Origin of the sequence: Streptomyces sp. NPDC059900, from assembly GCF_050270335.1 — a bacterium.
GTDB lineage: Bacteria > Actinomycetota > Actinomycetes > Streptomycetales > Streptomycetaceae > Streptomyces.
The window spans coordinates 1-16977 of the sequence record NZ_JBNNJZ010000142.1 but is presented as its reverse complement, the minus strand read 5'-3'; the positions used below and the strand labels follow the sequence as shown (position 1 = coordinate 16977).

The 16977-nt window shown below is 70.2% G+C and carries 14 protein-coding genes; 9 read left to right on the top strand and 5 right to left on the bottom strand.

The window, feature by feature from the left end; all coding sequences use genetic code 11:
- Positions 1 to 135 precede the first annotated feature (135 nt).
- Complete coding sequence (locus ACQKIP_RS20225) at positions 136 to 1407, bottom strand: extracellular solute-binding protein (RefSeq protein WP_365867175.1); 1272 nt, start codon at positions 1405 to 1407, stop codon at positions 136 to 138.
- Positions 1408 to 1551: 144 nt separating this feature from the next.
- On the opposite strand from ACQKIP_RS20225, the gene ACQKIP_RS20220 reads away from it, so the two are divergent.
- From ACQKIP_RS20220 to ACQKIP_RS20200, 5 genes are all read left to right on the top strand, one after another.
- Positions 1552 to 2238 (top strand): TetR/AcrR family transcriptional regulator, encoded by a 687-nt coding sequence (locus ACQKIP_RS20220; RefSeq protein WP_365867177.1) that lies wholly within the window; start codon positions 1552 to 1554, stop codon positions 2236 to 2238.
- Positions 2239 to 2371: 133 nt separating this feature from the next.
- Positions 2372 to 3133: a DeoR/GlpR family DNA-binding transcription regulator gene (locus tag ACQKIP_RS20215; RefSeq protein ID WP_365867179.1), complete on the top strand. Its 762-nt coding sequence runs from the start codon at positions 2372 to 2374 to the stop codon at positions 3131 to 3133.
- Positions 3134 to 3246: 113 nt separating this feature from the next.
- Positions 3247 to 4194: a 1-phosphofructokinase gene (pfkB, locus tag ACQKIP_RS20210; protein WP_365867201.1), complete on the top strand. Its 948-nt coding sequence runs from the start codon at positions 3247 to 3249 to the stop codon at positions 4192 to 4194.
- A 133-nt stretch (positions 4195 to 4327) separates the two neighbouring features.
- Entirely contained in the window at positions 4328 to 6355 is a 2028-nt protein-coding gene (locus ACQKIP_RS20205) for a PTS fructose transporter subunit IIABC (protein ID WP_365867181.1), read from the top strand.
- Between the two features lie 153 nt (positions 6356 to 6508).
- Entirely contained in the window at positions 6509 to 6763 is a 255-nt protein-coding gene (locus ACQKIP_RS20200) for a hypothetical protein (protein ID WP_365867183.1), read from the top strand.
- A 48-nt stretch (positions 6764 to 6811) separates the two neighbouring features.
- On the opposite strand, the gene ACQKIP_RS20195 is transcribed toward ACQKIP_RS20200, so the two are convergent.
- From ACQKIP_RS20195 to ACQKIP_RS20180, 4 genes are all read right to left on the bottom strand, one after another.
- Positions 6812 to 7603 carry a DUF6227 family protein gene (locus ACQKIP_RS20195; RefSeq protein ID WP_365867185.1) on the bottom strand — a complete coding sequence of 264 codons (792 nt, stop codon included), beginning with the start codon at positions 7601 to 7603 and terminating at the stop codon, positions 6812 to 6814.
- Between the two features lie 175 nt (positions 7604 to 7778).
- A complete protein-coding gene (locus ACQKIP_RS20190; RefSeq protein ID WP_365867187.1) occupies positions 7779 to 8996 on the bottom strand; it encodes a L,D-transpeptidase in 1218 nt (405 codons plus the stop codon).
- Between the two features lie 273 nt (positions 8997 to 9269).
- Complete coding sequence (locus ACQKIP_RS20185; protein WP_365867189.1) at positions 9270 to 10325, bottom strand: P1 family peptidase; 1056 nt, start codon at positions 10323 to 10325, stop codon at positions 9270 to 9272.
- A gap of 45 nt (positions 10326 to 10370) precedes the next feature.
- Positions 10371 to 11603, bottom strand: coding sequence for a low temperature requirement protein A (locus ACQKIP_RS20180; RefSeq protein WP_365867191.1), 1233 nt, complete (start codon positions 11601 to 11603; stop codon positions 10371 to 10373).
- A 207-nt stretch (positions 11604 to 11810) separates the two neighbouring features.
- Between ACQKIP_RS20180 and ACQKIP_RS20175 the strand changes: the two genes are divergently transcribed.
- The 4 genes from ACQKIP_RS20175 (at position 11811) to ACQKIP_RS20160 (ending at position 16875) form a co-directional block, all read left to right on the top strand.
- The gene (locus tag ACQKIP_RS20175) at positions 11811 to 13244 is read left to right on the top strand and encodes a NarK family nitrate/nitrite MFS transporter (RefSeq protein WP_365867193.1); all 1434 of its coding nucleotides are present in this window, start codon (positions 11811 to 11813) and stop codon (positions 13242 to 13244) included.
- Positions 13245 to 13550: 306 nt separating this feature from the next.
- Positions 13551 to 15809, top strand: a complete 2259-nt coding sequence (pflB, locus tag ACQKIP_RS20170) for a formate C-acetyltransferase (protein ID WP_365867195.1) — start codon at positions 13551 to 13553, stop codon at positions 15807 to 15809.
- A gap of 18 nt (positions 15810 to 15827) precedes the next feature.
- Positions 15828 to 16610, top strand: a complete 783-nt coding sequence (gene pflA, locus ACQKIP_RS20165) for a pyruvate formate-lyase-activating protein (protein WP_365867197.1) — start codon at positions 15828 to 15830, stop codon at positions 16608 to 16610.
- Between the two features lie 37 nt (positions 16611 to 16647).
- A complete protein-coding gene (locus ACQKIP_RS20160) occupies positions 16648 to 16875 on the top strand; it encodes a hypothetical protein (protein WP_365867199.1) in 228 nt (75 codons plus the stop codon).
- The last annotated feature ends 102 nt before the right edge of the window (positions 16876 to 16977 follow it).

Sequence of the window (16977 nt, the reverse complement as noted above, 5' to 3'; positions counted from 1 at the left end):
CGTGAACGGTCAGTCGGGCATTACGGTGGGACACGAAGACCTCCGTGCGGTGCAGTCCTAGACAGCTCCACCACACCGGAGGTCTTCGCCATGATCAAGCCCGGACGGTGTTAACAACGCTCGTGATCAATACACCTAGAGCCCCGCCCGGGCCGCCGTCGCGTCCAGGGACTCCAGTACGGCGCCGGGGTTGCCGCCCTTGGTGACGGCGGCCCCGATCTCCTTGCGGATGGCGGCCCGTACGGTCGGCCAGGAGCGCATGCCGACCGGCTGGAACTGCGCCTGCGGCATCTGGTCGATGAACTTCCACAGCGGGCGCTGGGCCGTGTCCGCGCGCAGCGCCGACGACGCGGAACTGGTCACCGGGAGCGCGGCCTGCCCGCCGCCGTACGCCTTCGCCGACTTGTGGCCGTAGAGGTAGCCGAGGAACGTGCCGCACGCGTCGCTGTGGCCGTTCTCCTTGAACGCCATCAGCCAGTCGCTCAGACCCACCGGTGCCGCCGCCCCGCCGAGCCGGCTGGGGAACGCGGCATGCGCGTAAGGGAACTTGACCTTGTCGGCGGTGCCCATGAGCACCGGGTGCGCGATCAGCATTCCGATCCGGCCGCGCATGAACTGCTCGTACGCGGCGGTCCTGTTGAGCCCGGCCGGGTCCGGCCCCGCGAGGCCCTTGGCCACCAGCTCGTCCCGCAGCCAGGTCAGTGTCCGTACGTTGCTCGCGGTGTGGAAGTCGTAGCCGCCGGCCAGGGCCGCGTAGCCGCCTTCGTCCGCGAGCAGCCAGGACAGGGTCTCGTCCTCGGCGGCCTCGGGGCCCAACTGCAGCCCGTACGGGGTCTTCACGCCGATCCCCTTCAGCGCCTGGGCCGCCGCTCGCAGCTCGTCCCAGGAGGTGGGGGCGCCGCTGATGCCGGCCTGCTTGAAGAGGGCCGTGTTGTAGAAGAGGCGCGGGGTGCTGGCGAGGAAGGGGATGCCGTACTGGATGTGCTTGACCGATCCGGCTTCGGCGTACGAGCGGGTGAAGTCGGCCTCGGTGCGGATGTCGAAGAGGTCGGAGGCGCCGTAGAGCTGGTCGTCCTCGGCGTACGGGGCGAAGACGTTCGACTGTGCGATGTCGGGGGCGTTGCCGTCCTTCACGCGGCGGGCGAGCGTCCGGTCCAGTTTGTCGAAGGGGACGCGTTCCAGGGCGATCTTGATGGTGGGGTGCGCCTTCTCGAAGGCGCCGACCAGGCCGTCCCACTGGTCGCCGATGGAGGAGCCGACGCTCTTGTCGTAGCTGGCGACGAGAAGTCTGAGGGTGGTGTCGCCGGATGACGAGCAGCCGGTGAGGCCGAGGGAGAGACCGAGCGTGGAGGCACCGGTCAGGCCCGCGAGGCCGGCCGAGCTGGTCAGGAACTGTCGACGACGCACCGGGCTTGCCACCTTCTTGGACGTACTTGATCTGCCACGCACTCGTGTGGCGGCTCATGCGGTGGCAGATTCTGCCACACAGGCATAGCGCGCCGAATTGGCCCTGCTCGGGTACCTGCGGCTTGCTGGCATAACCTGCCTCGCATGCCCGCAAGTTCGCTCGACTCGCCCGAATCGTCTGGATCTCCCGGCTCGCTCACCGAGCGCCGCAAGGCGGAGACGCGCCTGGACATCGCCCGTACGGCTGCCGCGCTCTTCGTCGAGAACGGGCTGCGCGGCACCCGTGCCGAGGACATCGCCCGCGCGGCGGGCGTCGCGCCGCGCACCTTCTACCGCTACTTCGCGACGAAGGAGGAGGCCGTCGCGCCGCTCTTCGCCGCCGGTGCGCAGCAGTGGGCCGAGGCGGTACGGGACGCGCCCGCGGGGCTCTGCGTGCGGGACGCGCTGCTGCATGCGGCGGCGCGGGCGCTGGTCCCGGACAGCGATGCCGCGCCGGGGGTCGCCATCGGGGACGCGGAGGCGCTGGAGTGGGTGCGGGCGCTGCTGCGGATGGTGACGGCGGGGGAGAGCGCCGCGCTGCGGGCGGTGTGGTCGGACGCGTGCCACGTCTCGGAGGAGACGCTGATCTCCGTCCTGGCGCAGCGGGAAGGCGGCGGCGCGGGGGAGGTGCCGTCGCTGGAGCTGCGGCTGGCCGCGGGGGTCGCGAGCGCGGCGGTACGGGTGGCGGTGGAGACATGGGCCTCGGGGGACGACTCGGCGGGCGGCGCGGGCGGGCCCGCGGCCCTGGCCGCGCGCTGCATCGAGGCACTGGAGGGCTTCCGCTGGCCGTAGTGCGGTGCGGCCTGACTCGTTTCGGAAGTCCGTTTGTGTCTGTGTGAGGTCCGAGCCTGTTTACTTTGGCGAAATCCAGCCGTAGCCTGCAAGTGAACCCACACACTCGGGCATCAGGCGGAGGCGAACGGACATGTACGCACCGGAGCGGCAGCAGGAGATCCTGCGGCTCGCGCGCGACGGCGGGCGGGTCGACGTGCTGTCGCTCGCCGAGGAGTTCAAGGTCACCGCCGAGACCATCCGGCGCGACCTGAAGGCCCTCGACCGGGCCGGGCTCGTGCGCCGCGTGCACGGCGGCGCCATCCCGGCCGGACGCCTCGACTTCGAGCCCGACCTTGCGGAACGCGAGGGGACGGCGGCCGGCGAGAAGGACCGCATCGCGCACGCCGCCCTCGCCGAGCTGCCGGCCGAGGGCAGCGTCATCCTCGACGCGGGCTCGACGGTGGCCCGCCTCGCGGCCTCCCTCCCGCTGGAAGCGACGTTCACCGTCGTCACGCACGGACTGCCCACCGCCGCCCGCCTCGCCGACCACCCCGGCATCCAGCTCCATCTCATCGGGGGCCGCGTCCGCAGCCGTACGCGCGCCGCGGTCGACGCGTGGGCGCTGCGGGCGTACGCCGAGATCCGCGCCGACGTCCTCTTCGTCGCCGCCAACGGCTTCTCCGCCGAAGCCGGTCTGACCACCCCCGACCTCGCCGAAGCGGCCGTCAAGCGCGCGGCGATCGGCGCGGCCCGCCGCGTGGTGCTCCTCGCGGACTCCGCCAAGCACGGGCAGGAGCACTTCGCGCGCTTCGGCGGACTCGACGACGTGGACCTGCTCATCACCGACACCGGGCTCAGCCCCGAGGACGCCGCCGCGATCGAGAGCGGCGGCACGGAGGTGATCCGGGCATGAACGGCACGGACCCGAACGCGGCCGGCAGCAGCAACAGCAGCAACGACGGCGACAACGGCAACAGTGACAACAGTGGCACCACGCAGGTCGGCAACGAAACGGTACGTACGCGCATGATCCTCACCGTCACCCCCAACCCCTCCCTCGACCGCACCTACGAGGTCCCCTCGCTGGACCGCGGCGAGGTCGTCCGGGCCACCGGCGACCGGATGGACCCGGGCGGCAAGGGCGTCAACGTATCGAGGGCGGTCGCGGCGGCGGGGGCGGAGACACTCGCCGTCCTGCCGCTCGGCGGTGCGCCCGGCGCGCTCGTCGACCAACTCCTCGACGAGCAGGGCATCAAGGTCGCCCCGGTGTGGGTCGCGGGCCAGACCCGCTCCAACATCGCAGTCGCCGAACCGGATGGCACCCTCACCAAGATCAACGCTGCTGGGCCCGAACTGACATCGGACGAAGCCGAGTTGCTGCTCTCCGCGGTGCGGGAGCGGTCCGCGGGTGCCGACTGGATCGCCTGCTGCGGCAGCCTCCCGCGCGGGCTCGCCCCCTCCTGGTACGCCGATCTGGTGGCCCGCGCGCACGCCGCGGGCGCCCGTATCGCCCTGGACACCTCGGGCCCCGCGCTGCTCGCGGCGCTCGCCGAGCGTCCCGACGTCGTCAAGCCGAACGCGCAGGAGCTCGCCGAAGCGGTGGGCCGCCCCCTGGCGACGGTCGGCGACGCGGTCAAGGCCGCGGAGGAGCTTCGGGCGTCGGGAGCGCGGGCCGTGCTCGCCAGCCTCGGCGCGGACGGCCAGCTCCTGGTGGACGACTCGGGCACGTACTTCGGCAGTGCTCCGGTCGACGCCGTACGCAGCAACGTCGGCGCCGGTGACTCCTCCCTGGCCGGTTTCCTCATCGCGGGCGGCACCGGCCCCGCCGCCCTCGCCTCGGCCGTGGCGCACGGCGCGGCAGCCGTCCAACTCCCCGGCAGCGCGATGCCGACCCCGTCCGACCTCGCGCCCGACGCCGTCACGGTCACCTCCGAGGTCCCCCTGGACCGCGTACTGACGGAGCCGGCGTCATGACGCCCCAGCTCCAGCCCCGGCCCCGCATTCACCTCCAGCCCTGGCTTCACCTCCAGCCCCACCCCCGCAGTTTCAGCTCAGCCCCCGTCCCCACCCCCGCCCTCCGGGCGATACGCGTGCGAAGGAGCCCGCGATGAGCGAGATGATCACCGCGGAACTGGTCGACCTCGAAATCGACCGGTCCGCCGGAACCAAGGAAGCGGCGGCCCGTGCCCTCGCCGAGCGCATGGTGGCCCTGGGCCGGGTGACCGACCTGGAGGGATTCCTCGCCGACGTGGCGGCCCGCGAGGCGCAGATGCCGACCGGCCTCGACGGCGGCATCGGTATCCCGCACTGCCGCAGCGCCCACGTCACCGAGCCGACCCTGGCCTTCGGCCGCTCGGCCGACGGCATCGACTTCGGGGCGCCGGACGGGCCTGCCGACCTGATCTTCCTGATCGCCGCTCCGGCGGGCGCCGACGACGCCCACCTGACCATCCTGTCGTCGCTCGCACGCCAGTTGATGGACGAGGAGTTCACCGGTGCCTTGCGGGCTGCGTCCGATCCGGCTTCGGCAGCGGCGCTGATCGCCGGGGATACGGCCGCCGCCGCTGTGGGCGGCAGTTCCGCTGGGGCGGAACGGGCGGGCACAGCCCCCGACGCCGGGCAGCCGCCCCAAGAGGCGCCCGGCGAAGAGGTTCCTACGTTCAGAATCGTCGCCGTCACCTCCTGCCCCACAGGCATCGCCCACACCTACATGGCAGCCGAGTCCCTGGAGAACGCCGCCCGCGAGGCAGGCGTAGAGCTGACGGTGGAGACCCAGGGCTCCGCGGGCTTCACCCGCCTCGACCCGGCGGTCCTAGCCACCGCGGACGCGGTCATCTTCGCGCACGACGTCCCCGTACGGGAGAAGGACCGTTTCGCCGGTAAGCCCACCGTCGATGTCGGCGTGAAGGCGGGCATCAGCAGGCCCGCCGAGCTCATCGCGGAGGTCCGGGCGAAGGCGGCCCGTGGCGAGACCACCGCGGACGTCGGCCCGAGTCCGGTCGACAACGCAGGTGACAGCGGCGACGGCTACGGCACCAAGCTGCGCAAGTGGCTGATGTCCGGCGTCAGTTACATGGTCCCGTTCGTCGCCGCGGGCGGCCTCCTCATCGCGCTCGGCTTCGCCATCGGCGGCTGGAAGATCGACAAGGCGCCGTCCGTCGCCGAGCACTTCGTGTGGACGGACACCACCAGCTGGGCCGCGCTCCTCTTCCAGATCGGCGGGCTCGCCTTCGCCTTCCTGGTGCCGGTCCTCGCGGGCTACATCGCGTACGGAATGGCCGACCGGCCAGGGCTCGTACCCGGATTCGTCGGCGGCTCCGTCGCCGTCACCATCAACGCGGGCTTCCTCGGCGGCCTCGCCGCAGGTCTGATCGCGGGCGCGGTCGTCATGGGCATCCAGCGCGTGCGGATCCCGGCGGTCCTGCGCGGCATCATGCCGGTGGTCGTGATCCCGCTGATCTCCTCCGCGGTCGTCGGCTTCCTGATGTTCCTCGTCATCGGCAAGCCCATCGCCGAGTTGCAGAGCGCGCTCACCGACTGGCTCGAAGGCCTGTCCGGCGCCAACGCCATCATCCTCGGCGTCATCCTCGGCCTGATGATGTGCTTTGACCTCGGCGGCCCGCTGAACAAGGTCGCGTACGCCTTCGCCGTCGGCGGCCTCGCCAATCCGACCGAGGGCAGCCTCAAGGTCATGGCCGCGGTGATGGCGGCCGGTATGGTCCCGCCGCTGGCCATGGCCCTGGCCACCACGGTCCGCGGCCGGCTCTTCACCAAGACCGAGCGGGAGAACGGCAAGGCGGCCTGGTTCCTCGGCGCCTCCTTCATCACGGAGGGCGCGATTCCGTTCGCCGCGGCCGACCCGCTGCGGGTGATCCCCGCGTCGATGGCGGGCGGTGCGGTCACCGGCGCCCTGTCGATGGCCTTCGGCTGCACGCTGCGGGCCCCGCACGGCGGCATCTTCGTGGTGCCGCTCATCGGGCAGCCGCTGCTGTACCTGGTGGCGATCGTCGCAGGTGTCGGGGTCTCGACCGTCGCGGTCATCCTGCTCAAGGGCGCCCGCAAGACGGGCTCTGCGGCGGGCGGCGCCGCGGCCGACGAAGCCGCGAAGGACGAGCGGGTGCCGGCGGCGGCCTGATCCGGGCCGCCCAGGGCCCGGTCGTCCGGGCCCAGCCGTTCGGTTCCGGCCGTTCGAGTCCTATGCGGGGGTTGTGCGACATGCGTCACTTCGGGACGTAAGTCCCACAACCCCCCTGTCGTAAGGCCCTGGTCGTGTTGTCTACTGTGCGGCATGTTCCAGAATGTCTCGATCCTCCAGCAGGCAGGCGTCGCCGTACTGGCCGTGGCGACCGCCGCGTGGGCCGTGGGCCTGGTGCGGATGCTGCGGCGCGACCAGGTCGACGCGGACGTCCTGCGCCGGTCACGGGCGCTGGGTGTGCTGCCCGCGCAGTCGGGCCCGCCGCGCGCGGAGACGGTCGAGCTGACGGCGGACGAGCGAGCCGCCTTCGCCGTTCTCGTACGCCAGTTCGGCAACGGCCGGTCCTGACGGCCCCTGCGCGGCGGCCGTTGCCGCTACCGCGCCCGCTTGGCCCGCTTACTTCGCCCGCTGCTGCGGGATGCTCCGCGCACGCTGCTCCATCGCCGCGCGGGCGGCGTCCTCGGAGTCGTACACCTCGCAGCGGTGGCGCTTGTCGGGCGTGACCGTGTGCTCGACCTCCCAGAGGCTGAGCTCGCTGCCGTCGAAGAGCAGGAACGCGTGTTCGTAGAGCGAGAAGCTGAGGCGTGCCTCGCCCGGCAGGCAGGGGCGGCCGAAGGCCTGGGTGATCTGGTGCGCGAAGGCCGAACGCAGTAACCGCTCGACATCCCCGCCGGGCCGTCCCTCGCCCGCCGTGTTCTCCGCGCGGCGCAGCAGCCTTCGCGCGTGGTCCGCGGAGTCGTCCGGGACGTACGTATGATGGGGCTCCTCGGTGACCGGGAGCTGGAGCACGACGGGCTGTTCGCAGGCGCCCGCGGGGGTGTCGGGCGGGAGCGGCAGGCGCGAGGTGGCCACGCCGGCGTCTTCCTCGTCCGCGTACAGCTCGTGCTGGGGGTGGCTGCCGGGGCCAGTGTTGTGCACGAGCTCCCAGAGGGTGAGCGCGCCCGCGTCGGCGAGCAGCCACGTGTGGCGGTAGGTCTCGCGGTGCAGGCCCGCGCTGTGGTGCGCCGAGTGCAGCGAACTGTCGTACGCGAGGGCGGAGTCCAGACGCCTTATCGTGTCGTCCGGCAGGTCGAAGGAGTTCAGGGCGCGGCGAAGAAGCTGCTCGAGATGCTCCTGTGGGGAGTGCGGAGACTTCTGCTCGGCAGACTGTGGCTCGTGCGCCGTCTCGTACTCGTACGGAACGCTCAAGGTCTCTCCCGGCGTTGCTGCATGTCACCTTGTGAGTGCATACCGTAGCCCCTGTGTCGGACATCATGCCCGTGAACGGGAAAACGAACGAGCCGCACGGCAAGTTCCCGTGCGGCTCGCGGTGTTGAGGCTGGTGAGAGGCCTGTGCTGGAGAGGGGCTGGAGGCGGGCCGGAGTCAGCCCGCGCTGCCCGCGGTCCACTCGCTCCAGGACATGTTCCAGCCGTTGAGGCCGTTGTCCGGGGCGATGGTCTCGTCCGGGGAGCCCTTGACCGTCACGATGTCCCCGATGAGGGAGTTGTCGTAGAACCACGCGCCCGGCGTGCTGGAGTCGCCCGCGCCCTGCGCGTCCTGGAGGCCGACGCAGCCGTGGCTGGTGTTGGAGCTGCCGAAGATCGAGGGCGAGCCCCAGTAGTTGCCGTGGATGAAGGTGCCGGAGGACGACAGGCGCATCGCGTGCGGGACGTCCTTGATGTCGTACTCACCGCCGAAGCCGACCGTGTCGCCGTTCATCCGGGTCTGCGTGAACTTCTCGGAGATCACCATCTTGCCGTTGTACGTGGGGTTCGACGGGCTGCCCGCGGAGATCGGGATGGTCTTGACGACCTTGCCGTCCCGCTCGACCGTCATTGTCTTGGCCTTCACGTCGACCGTGGAGACCTGGGCACGGCCGATGGTGAAGGTGACCGTCTTGTTCTGCACGCCGGTGGCGCCGTCCGCGCCCTTCACGCCCTCCAGGCTGATCTTCATCGTGACCTTGGAGCCGGCCTTCCAGTACTCCTCTGGCCTGAAGTCGAGCCGCTGGTTGCCGAACCAGTGGCCCACGACCTTCTGGCCGCTGTCGGAGGTGACCTTGATGTGCGACTGGACGGACTGCTTCTCGGTGATCGCCTTGTCGAAGTTGAAGGAGACCGGCATGCCGACGCCGACCTTCGTGCCGCCGTCGGGGGTGTAACTGCCGATGAAGCTGTTGTCCTTGGAGACGGTGGTGAAGATCGAGTTCTCCGTCGCCTCCTTGCCCTTGGCGTCCTTCGCGTCGGCCGTGATCTTGTACTTCATGCCGCGCTCCAGCTGGGCCTTGGGCTTCCAGCTGGTGCCGTCGTCGGCGAGCGTGCCGTCGACCGCCGCTCCGGTGGAGACCAGGGTCATCTTCACCTCGGTCAGCTTGCCGTTCTTGACCTTGACGCCGGTGGCGTTGATGGAGGCGCCGGTCGAGCCGTCCTTCGCCGAGATGGTGATGTCGGCGCCCTGCGCCTTGGACTTGCCGTCCTTGTTGTCGCCGTCGGCGTCCGCGTCGCCGCCGCAGGCCGTGAGGGCGAGCGCACCGACGGCGGCGAGTGCGGTGGCCGCCATAAGGGTGCGTCGCCGGGGCTTGGCTATGTGCGACGTTGTCACGGGCTGCTCCATCTTTTTGCGAAGTGCGCGTTCTGACCAGGTAGGAGTTAAGAGCCACCCTCAGGCGGAAAGGTTCCGTCCGCTTGGTGTGAGGGCGGGCACAGCGGCATGGCCCGACGGCGACCCAACGGGCTTTGCTCCGCGGCCATTTGTAGCTGTTCTTTCTGGGAATTCCCTTAGGTGGTGCTTTGGGATATCTGAGAGGGAATTCGTGGTGGGGAGCTACTGGGGGCGGCCGGGGGCTACCGGGGGGCTATTGAGGGCTGCCGGGGATTACCGGGACTGCTTGCCGTAAAGGTCGCGGTACGCGGGGAAGTTGCCGCCCGGCGTCCGCACGGACTCCGCGGCCAGGAGTGCCCTGACGATCGCCGCGGTCACCACGTCCGCGCCCGCCGCCAGGACCTCGTTCAGGGCGAGCGGGTTCTCCGCCGCCCCCGGCAGGGGACGTTCGCCGGTCGCGAGGGCGAAGACGGTGTCCCCGTCGTTGAGGAGATGGACGGGGCGCACGGCGCGCGCGATGCCGTCGTGCGACGTGCCCGCGAGCTTCTGCGCCTGGGCCTTGCTCAGTTCGGCGTCCGTCGCGACCACGGCGAGCGTGGTGTTCAGCGGGGCAGGGCCGCTCTCGGCGGCGGCTTCGGCGAGGCGGCGCGTGGCCTCCTCGTGGACCTCCGGGGCGGGATAGGCCACCCGCCCTCCCTCGAAGTACCGCCCGTACAGCGCCCCCGTCCGCGGATCGACCCCCGCGCCCGCGGCGTTCGCCACCACCAGCGCGGCGACCGTGACCCCCGACTCCAGCCTGACGCTCGCGCTGCCGATGCCGCCCTTGACCTTGCCGACCAGGGCGCCGGTGCCCGCGCCGACGTTCCCCTCCTCGACCGGGGTGAACGGCTCGGTGCCCGCGGCGGCCTCCACGGCGGCGCGTCCGGTCCCGGCGTCGGGGCGCGCCGTGAACGCGCCGCCGCGGCCCAGGTCGAAGACGCAGGCGGCCGGGACCACGGGCACGACGTGGGAGGGATCGGGGCCGACCCGAACGCCCCGGCCACGCTCCTCCAGCCACGCCATCACCCCGGCCGCGGAGTCCAGGCCGTACGCGCTGCCGCCGGTCAGTACGACGGCCTCGACGTGCTGCACGAGGTTGCGGGGGTCCAGGGCGTCCGTCTCGCGGGTGCCGGGGCCGCCGCCGCGCACATCCACCGCCGCGACGGCGCCGCCCTCCGGGGCGAGCACGACGGTGGTGCCGGTGAGGTGGCCTGGGTGCTCCGGAACGGTGCGGGTGGCATGCCCCACGCGGAGGCCGGGGACATCGGTGAGGGAGTCGGAGGAAGCCATGCCGACCTGCGTATCACGCGCGGCGGTTGCGCGGCTGTCCGGAAGCTACGTGGCTGTCTCCTTTCGCGCCGTACGGCTGGTCAGCGTCACACCGGTGGCGACGGTGGCCGTCGCCACGAGCCCCGCGACCAGGACGGCCCAGCTGCCCGCGAACGTACTGGCGAGGGTCGCCACGGCGGCGATGGGCAGGACGAGTTGCTGGGCGAGGCCCACCTTGTAGTAGCGGGAGTGCAGCAGCCAGACGGTGAAGAGATACAGCGCCATCGGCACGGTCACGGCGGCGGACGCGGCGAGCGTCGAGATGTGCGCCTTGCCGACGGCCTCCTCGACCGCCACCTCGATCCCGGCCCCGATCGCGGCGGCCGCGCCGAGGATGAAGTAGTGCCCGTAACCCCACAGGAAAGACTGCCGGTTGGAGCTCAGGTGGCCGTGGATGGGCACCACGAAGTAGATCCACCACGCGGCGAAGACCATCAGGAGCCCGCCCGCCGCGATGGGCAGGACCTCGCCGAGCGCGTCGTGCTCCTCGATGCCGGTCTTCACGGCGACGGTCGCCGCGGCGATCGTCTCGCCGAGCACGATGATCGTGAACAGGCCGTACCGCTCGGAGATGTGATGCGGATGCCAGGCCGTGCTGTAGACGCGCTCCGCGAACACCGGCACGCACATCTCGGCGATCGCCATCACGAGGAACAGCCAGGCCCGCCCGCCCTCGGGCAGGAACAGCAGACCCGACCAGCCGATCTGGCAGACCAGCACGCCGCACGCGTACCGCAGCGCGGTGGACCGCTCCCCGCCGGTGGCCGACTTGGCGACGCGCAGCCACTGGGTGGTGAGCGCGACCCGCATGATCAGGTAGCCGAGCCAGATGAGGAGGAAGTCGTGCTCCTCGAACCCCCGGGAGACTCCCGCGGCGAAAACAAGGACTCCGGCGATCTGTACGAGCGTGACCACCCGGTACAGCACGTCGTCGTTGTCGTACGCCGACGCGAACCACGAGAAGTTGACCCACGCCCAGAACAGCGCGAAGAACACCATCGCGTAATTGAGCACGCCCTCGCCCGCGTGCCCCTCGGCGACGGCGTGCACGAGCTCGACGCCGGCCTGCGCGACCGCCACGACAAAACAGAGGTCGAAGAAGAGCTCCAGGGGAGTCGCGGCCCGGTGCGCTTCCCCGCGCCCCCGCGGGCGCAGTGGCCGCAGGGCGGCGGGAGCGGACGGCGGGCCTGATGCTGGCTCGGCGGCGGGTGCTGGCTCGGGGGCCGGTGCGGACGTCATGGGGACCAGCACAGCAGAAGGTGTGTGCCGAAGCGGGCTGCGGCACGCGCCCGGGCGGCCCCCGAGGTCCGAAGGACCCCTGACTTTGGTGCCTTTGGGCTGGTCAGAGCGTGTCCTACGACTCTGCTCCCGGAGAACCGCGCGCGGGAACGTGGATATGTCAGGCCCCGGAGCAAGGTCGGGACCCGTAGCGAACAGGGATCCAACATGACATCGCCTGCCGCCCAAGAGGCGCGGTCCGCGCCGTCGGTCAGTACGTACGACCCCGCGCAGTACCGCCCCGGCAAGACCATCACCGACTGGGAGCCGGAGAACGAACTCTTCTGGAAGTCCATCGGCAAGAAGGTCGCCTCCCGCAACCTGTGGATCGCCGTCCCCGCGCTCCTGGTCGCCTTCGTCGTCTGGCAGGTGTGGTCGGTCACCGCGACCAACCTCAAGGACGTCGGCTTCGGTTTCTCCACCTCGCAGCTGTTCTGGCTGACGGCCGTCCCCGGCATCACCGGCGGCACGGCGCGCGTCTTCTACACCTTCCTCGGCCCGATGATCGGCCAGCGCCGCTTCACCGCGCTCTCCACGGTCGTCCTGGTCATCCCGCTGATCTGGCTCGGCATCGCGGTCCAGGACCCGAACACCTCGTACGGCGTGATGGTCGCCATCGCGGCCCTCTGCGGCGTCGGCGGCGCGAACTTCGCCTCCTCCCTCGCCAACATCGGCTTCTTCTTCCCCAAGCGCGACAAGGGCAACGCCACCGGCATCAACGGCGGCCTCGGCAACCTCGGCGTCTCCGTCGTCCAGCTGGTCACCCCGATCGTCATCACCAGCTCGGTCCTCGCGGTCGGCTCGGCCCAGCACAAGGCCGACGGCACGCCCGTGTGGCTGCAGAACGCCGCGTTCCTGTGGGTGCCGGTCCTGGTGATCCTGGCCGTCATCGCGTGGTTCGGGCAGAACGACCTGAAGGTCGCGTCGACCCCCTTCAGCCAGCAGAAGATCATCTTCAAGCGCAAGCACAACTGGCTGATGACCTGGCTCTACGTCGGCACGTTCGGTTCCTTCATCGGGTTCGCGGCGGCGCTGCCGATGCTCATCAAGACCACGTTCACGCCGATCGACGCGGCCTACTCCGCGGCCACCTACGCCTGGATGGGCCCGGCCGTGGGCGCGCTCGCCCGCTGGGCCGGCGGCTGGATCGCCGACAAGATCGGCGGCGCCAGGGTCACCATCATCTCGTTCGTCGGCATGGCGCTCTCGATCATCGGTGTCATCAACTTCCTCCCCTCCGGCGGCGACAACGGCAACTTCTGGGGCTTCTTCGCCTGCTTCCTGTGCGCGTTCTTCTTCTCGGGCATCGGCAACGGATCGACGTTCCGCCAGATCCCGGTGATCTTCCGCGGCCAGCATCTGAAGGGCCTGGAGGAGGGCACCCCCGCCTACACGAAGGCGCTGAAGCAGTCCGAGATGGAGGCGGGCGCCGTCACCGGCTTCACCTCCGCCATCGCGGCGTACGGCTTCTTCTTCATCCCTGCGATGTTCGCCAACTTCGCGGTCACCAGCGCGATGTGGGGCTTCGTGGGCTTCTACGTCAGCTGTATCGCGGTCTGCTGGTGGTTCTATGCCCGCAAGGGCGCGGAATCGCCGAGCTGACGCCCCGAGCGGCGTCGGCGGGACGGGCCGGGTGTGGGAGCACCCGGCCCGTTCGCATGTCCGGGTTCCGGCCCGTGCGGGATGCCGGTACCACGAGATCTCCGCGAAATTCTTGTGAATGCATTCACAAGCGAACTTAGGGCCAAAGTCCCGAAAGAAATGCCAGGTCAGAGTGGGTGCGGCAGGCTGCGCGCGCCGGGAGTGAGGACCTCCGGCCCGGAAGTGGGGACCATTGCGGGCCCCCTGGCCGGGCGTTTCGCAGTGGAATGGACTCATAGCGAAAAGGCGAATCGGAAGGTGCCTGCAATGACTGCCACTCCCGCGGAAACGACAGTGCACGGCGAAGCATGGGACGGCTTCAAGGGCGGCCTGTGGAGGGACGCGGTCGACGTCCGCGACTTCGTCCAGCAGAACTACACCCCGTACGAGGGCGACGACTCCTTCCTCGCGGGACCGACCGAACGCACCTCCCTGGTCTGGCAGAAGCTCCTGTCGATGTTCCCCGCGGAGATCGAGCGCGGCATCTACGACGTCGACGTGAAGACCCCCTCCCGCATCGATGCCTTCCGCCCCGGCTACATCGACGCCGACCTGGACCTCATCGTCGGCCTCCAGACCGACGCCCCGCTCAAGCGCGCCATCATGCCCAACGGCGGCTGGCGGATGGTCGAAGGAGCGCTCAACGCCTACGGCTACGAGGCCGACCCCGAGGTCAAGGAGGTCTACACGCACCTCCGCAAGACCCACAACGAAGGTGTCTTCGACGCCTACACGCCCGAGATCCGCGCCTGCCGCTCCTCCGGCATCATCACCGGCCTGCCCGACGCCTACGGCCGCGGCCGCATCATCGGCGACTACCGCCGCGTCGCGCTCTACGGAGTCGACCGCCTCATCGCCGAGAAGGAGGCCGACAGGGCCCGGCTCGGTGATCAGTGGGCCACCGAGGACGTCATCCGCGCCCGAGAGGAGACCTCCGAGCAGATCAAGGCCCTGGGCGAACTGAAGGCCATGGCGATGTCCTACGGCCACGACATCTCCGCCCCCGCCACCACCGCCCGCGAGGCCGTCCAGTGGCTGTACTTCGCCTACCTGGCCGCCGTGAAGGAGCAGAACGGCGCGGCCATGTCGATCGGCCGCATCGACAACTTCCTCGACATCTACCTCCAGCGCGACATCGAGTCCGGCCGGATCACCGAGACCGAGGCCCAGGAGTTCGTCGACGACTTCGTCATCAAGCTCCGCATCGTGCGCTTCCTGCGCACCCCCGAGTACAACGAGGGTTTCTCCGGCGACCCGACCTGGGTCACCTGGTCGATGGCCGGCATCGGCGAGGACGGCCGCCCGCTGGTCTCCCGCACCACGTTCCGCGCCCTGCAGACCCTCTACAACCTGGGCCCGGCCCCCGAGCCGAACCTCACCGTCTTCTGGTCGCGGGAACTGCCCCAGGGCTTCAAGGACTTCGCCGCCAAGGTGGCCATCGACACCTCGGCCATCCAGTTCGAGTCCGACGACCTGATGCGCCCCAAGTACGGCGACGACACCGCGATCGCCTGCTGTGTCTCGGCGATGGCCGTCGGCAAGCAGATGCAGTTCTTCGGAGCCCGCGTCAACGTCGCCAAGGCCCTCCTCTACGCGATCAACGGCGGCCGTGACGAGAAGACCGGCAAGCGCGTCGTCGAGGGCTTCGAGCCCATCGAGGACGAATACCTGGACTACGACACCCTCGCCGAGCGCTACGACGCGATGCTCGGCTGGCTCGCCAAGACCTACGTCCACGCGCTGAACGTCATCCACTACATGCACGACAAGTACGCCTACGAGCGCATCGAGATGGCACTGCACGACCAGGAGATCCTGCGCACGATGGCATGCGGCATCGCGGGCCTCTCCGTCGCCGCCGACTCGCTCTCCGCCGTCAAGCACGCCAGGGTCAGGGTCATCCGCGACGAGACGGGACTCGCCGTCGACTACGAGATCGAGGGCGACTACCCCGCCTACGGCAACAACGACGAGCGGGCCGACCACATCGCCCGGCGGATCGTCTCGGACTTCATGGGCAAGATCCGGCAGCACCCGACCTACCGCAACGCGGTGCACACCCAGTCCGTCCTGACGATCACCTCGAACGTCGTCTACGGAAAGAAGACCGGCAACACCCCCGACGGCCGCCGCTCGGGCGAGCCGTTCGCCCCCGGCGCCAACCCGATGAACGGCCGGGACGAGCACGGCTACATCGCCTCCGCGCTGTCGGTCGCGGGGCTCGACTACGACGACGCCGAGGACGGCATCTCGCTCACCAACACCATCACGCCCGACGCCCTGGGCCGCACCCCCGGCGAGCGGATCCAGAACCTCTCCGGAGTCCTCGACGGCTTCACGGCCAGCGACGGCTTCCACATGAACGTCAACGTGCTCGACAAGGCGACCCTTCAGGACGCCATGGAGCACCCGGAGAACTACCCGCAGCTGACCATCCGGGTCTCCGGCTACGCGGTCAACTTCATCCGCCTGACCCGCGACCAGCAGCTCGACGTCATCAACCGCACCTTCCACGGCTCCCTCTGAGCCACCTGGAGCCCTGCCATGACTGCTCTGCTCGACATCGCGACCCCGGCTGCCGCGGTCACCCGGCGCCCCGTCACCGGGTCCGTCCACTCCTGGGACCTGTCCACCGGAGTGGACGGCCCCGGCAGCCGCTTCGTGACGTTCCTCTCGGGCTGCCCGCTGACCTGCCTGTACTGCCACAACCCCGACACCTGGAGGATGCGTGACGGCAAGCGGACCACCGCCGACGAGGTGATCGCGGAGGCCGCCAAGTACACGAAGTTCATCTCGGCGGCGGGCGGCGGAGCCACCGTCAGCGGCGGCGAACCCCTCCTTCAGCCCGTCTTCACCGGTGAACTGCTGCACCGGCTCAAGCACGAGCTCGGTCTGCACACCGCCCTCGACACCAGCGGTTTCCTCGGTGTGCGCGCCACCGACGCCCTGCTCAGGGACGCCGACCTCGTGCTCCTCGACATCAAGTCCTGGCACCCGGAGACGTACCAGAAGGTCACCGGGAGGCCCTTGCAGCCCACCCTCGACTTCGCGCGGCGCCTCGCCGACCGCGGCCAGGACGTCTGGGTGCGCTTCGTCCTCGTCCCCGGCCTGACCGACGACCCGGACAACATCGACGGCGTCGCCCGCTTCGCCGCCTCGCTCGGCAACGTCTCGCGCGTCGACGTGCTGCCCTTCCACACGCTGGGCGAGGCGAAGTGGGACGCTCTCGGCAAGGACTTCACCCTGCGCGGCACCCCCACGCCCACGGCGGGGCAGCTGGCCACCGCAAGGGAGATCTTCGCAGCTCAGGGGCTCTACGCCGTCTGACGGCCGCCGCCCCGCCGCACGGACGTACCCTGGAGACATGAGTACCGCCCCCGCCCCCGAGCCGCGCGATCCGAAGGAGCCGGAGACCCCGAAGGGCTCGACGGCACCGAAGAAGCCGAAGAACGACCTGGTCTTCGACGACCCCCTGTCGCAGCAGTCTTCGGACGACACGGACCGCGGGTGGGGCGAGCGGCCGTCGGCAGGCAGCGACAGCGCCGCCGACCTGGCGCGCTTCCTCGACGAGAAGCCGCCCCACCACCTCTGAGCCCGCGCTAGATGTATTGACCCGCAGCGTTGTTCACGCGGCTGATCGGTGGGTGGCCGCCGAGTGCGGTGTGGCAGCGGTGGTAGTTGTAGGTGTGCAGGA

Excerpts from the sequence above, each read along its gene's own strand:
- ACQKIP_RS20220 (WP_365867177.1), top strand. The coding sequence starts at position 1,552 with ATGCCCGCAAGTTCGCTCGACTCGCCCGAATCGTCTGGATCTCCCGGC.
- ACQKIP_RS20175 (WP_365867193.1), top strand. The coding sequence starts at position 11,811 with ATGACATCGCCTGCCGCCCAAGAGGCGCGGTCCGCGCCGTCGGTCAGT.
- pflA (WP_365867197.1), top strand. The coding sequence starts at position 15,828 with ATGACTGCTCTGCTCGACATCGCGACCCCGGCTGCCGCGGTCACCCGG.
- ACQKIP_RS20215 (WP_365867179.1), top strand. The coding sequence starts at position 2,372 with ATGTACGCACCGGAGCGGCAGCAGGAGATCCTGCGGCTCGCGCGCGAC.
- pflB (WP_365867195.1), top strand. The coding sequence starts at position 13,551 with ATGACTGCCACTCCCGCGGAAACGACAGTGCACGGCGAAGCATGGGAC.
- ACQKIP_RS20185 (WP_365867189.1), bottom strand. The coding sequence starts at position 10,325 with ATGGCTTCCTCCGACTCCCTCACCGATGTCCCCGGCCTCCGCGTGGGG.
- ACQKIP_RS20180 (WP_365867191.1), bottom strand. The coding sequence starts at position 11,603 with ATGACGTCCGCACCGGCCCCCGAGCCAGCACCCGCCGCCGAGCCAGCA.
- ACQKIP_RS20160 (WP_365867199.1), top strand. The coding sequence starts at position 16,648 with ATGAGTACCGCCCCCGCCCCCGAGCCGCGCGATCCGAAGGAGCCGGAG.
- ACQKIP_RS20200 (WP_365867183.1), top strand. The coding sequence starts at position 6,509 with ATGTTCCAGAATGTCTCGATCCTCCAGCAGGCAGGCGTCGCCGTACTG.
- ACQKIP_RS20205 (WP_365867181.1), top strand. The coding sequence starts at position 4,328 with ATGAGCGAGATGATCACCGCGGAACTGGTCGACCTCGAAATCGACCGG.
- pfkB (WP_365867201.1), top strand. The coding sequence starts at position 3,247 with ATGATCCTCACCGTCACCCCCAACCCCTCCCTCGACCGCACCTACGAG.